Genomic DNA, 2,005 nt, shown 5'->3' with positions numbered 1-2,005 from the left:
CCCCCGTCGCGGCCGCCTCGATCGCGCAGGTGCATCGCGGCGAAGTCTTGCGCGACGGGATCCGCACATCGGTCGCGGTCAAGGTGCTCAGGCCGAACGTGGCCGCGCGCTTCCGCCGCGATCTCTCCGACTTCTTCTTCGTCGCCCACAAGGCCGAGACCTACTCGGCGGAAGCACGGCGGCTGCGCCTCATCGAGGTCATCAACACCATGTCGCGCTCGGTCGCCATGGAGATGGACCTGCGGCTGGAGGCGGCTGCGCTGTCGGAGATGGCGGAGAACACGCGCGACGACCCTGACTTCCGCGTGCCGACAGTCGACTGGGATCGCACCACGCACAACGTGTTGACGATGGAGTGGATCGACGGCATCGCGCTGAACGACCACAAGCGCCTGGCGGAGGCACAGGTCGATCTGCCCGATCTTGGCCGCAAGGTGATCCAGAGCTTCCTGCGCCACGCGCTGCGCGACGGCTTCTTCCATGCCGACATGCATCCGGGCAATCTGTTCCTGGACGACGCCGGCCGTCTCGTCGCGGTCGATTTCGGCATCATGGGCCGGCTCGGCATGAAGGAGCGGCGCTTCCTCGCCGAAATCCTGCTCGGCTTCATCACCCGCGATTATCGCCGGGTCGCCGAGGTGCATTTCGAGGCGGGCTACGTGCCCGCGCATCACTCGGTCGAGAATTTCGCGCAGGCGATCCGCGCCATCGGCGAGCCGATTCACAACCGCACGGCGGAAGAGATCTCGATGGCGCGGCTGCTGACGTTGCTGCTCGAGGTCACCGGCCTGTTCGACATGACGACGCGGCCGGAGCTGATCCTGCTGCAGAAGACCATGGTGGTGGTCGAAGGCGTGGCGCGCGGCTTCGATCCCAAGCTCGATATCTGGAAGATCGCCGACCCCGTGGTGCGCGAATGGATCGAGCGCAATCTGGGCCCGATCGGACGGGTGCAAGGGGCGCTCGCCGGGACCGGAGACATCGCGCGCGTGCTGATGCGCCTGCCGGAGATCGCCGAGCGGTCGGTGAAGGTGCTGGAGCAACTCGAGACCATGACGCGGGAGGGCATCAGGCTGTCGCCGGAAAGCATCGCCGCGATGGGCCGCAGCGAGGGCCGCAAGAACCGCTGGCGCACCGTCGCGCTCTGGATCATTGCCGCGACCTTCATCGGCATCCTGATCGCCGTCCGGAATCTATGATTGCATTGCAATCATGTAGGTGATAGCATCGCTATCATTCTGTGCTGGAGGGCGTCATGGCAAGCCTGACCATCCGCAAACTGGACGACAACGTCAAAACCTACCTGCGGCTGCGCTCGGCCAAGAACCGCAGATCGGTCGAGGAAGAGGTCCGGGTCATCCTGCGGGAGCTGATCGAGGGCCGCGAGGAGCCGCTGACGCCGTTTTCGGCGCCGCCGGCCGCCTCCACCGCCATCACGCCCCAGCGCACCGGCGCCCTTCCCGAGGCCAGTGTCACCCTGATCATCGGCGGCGGCATCGCCGCCTACAAATCCCTCGACCTGATCCGGAGGCTGAAGGAGCGCCGCGTCGAGGTCCGCTGCGTGCTGACCAAGGCGGCGCAGCAATTCGTCACGCCGCTGGCCGTGAGCGCACTCTCGCATGAACGCGTCTATACCGACCTGTTCGACCCCCAGAGCGAGTTCGACGCCGGCCATATTCGCCTCGCGCGCGACTGCGATCTGATCGTGGTGGCGCCCGCCACCGCCGATCTGATGGCGAAGATGGCGAACGGCCATGCCGACGATCTCGCCAGCGCCATCCTGCTCGCGACCAACCGCAAGGTGCTGCTGGCGCCGGCAATGAACCCGCTGATGTGGAACAATGCGGCGACGCGCCGCAACGTCGGCTTGCTCCAGCGTGACGGCGTGGTGCTGATCGGGCCCAATTCGGGCGAGATGGCGGAAGCCGGTGAGGCCGGAACCGGCCGTATGTCCGAAGCGATCGAGATCGCCACAGCCGCCGAGCGGCTGCTGCGGCCGCCGGTG

Annotated in this window: 2 protein-coding genes; both read left to right on the top strand. The window is 66.6% G+C overall.

What is annotated here, in order from left to right:
* Positions 1-1,199, top strand: a 1,199-nt coding sequence (locus tag MOV75_RS36085; RefSeq protein WP_247007754.1) for an AarF/UbiB family protein, incomplete at its 5' end; no start/stop codon positions are given.
* A gap of 56 nt (positions 1,200-1,255) precedes the next feature.
* The coding region (locus MOV75_RS36080) for a flavoprotein (protein WP_309486998.1) at positions 1,256-2,005 on the top strand (750 nt) is incomplete at its 3' end.

It is taken from the genome of Bradyrhizobium sp. PRIMUS42 (assembly GCF_023006515.1).
GTDB lineage: Bacteria > Pseudomonadota > Alphaproteobacteria > Rhizobiales > Xanthobacteraceae > Bradyrhizobium.
Note: the sequence above shows the minus strand (reverse complement) of the source record. Positions and strands in the feature narration are given on the sequence as shown.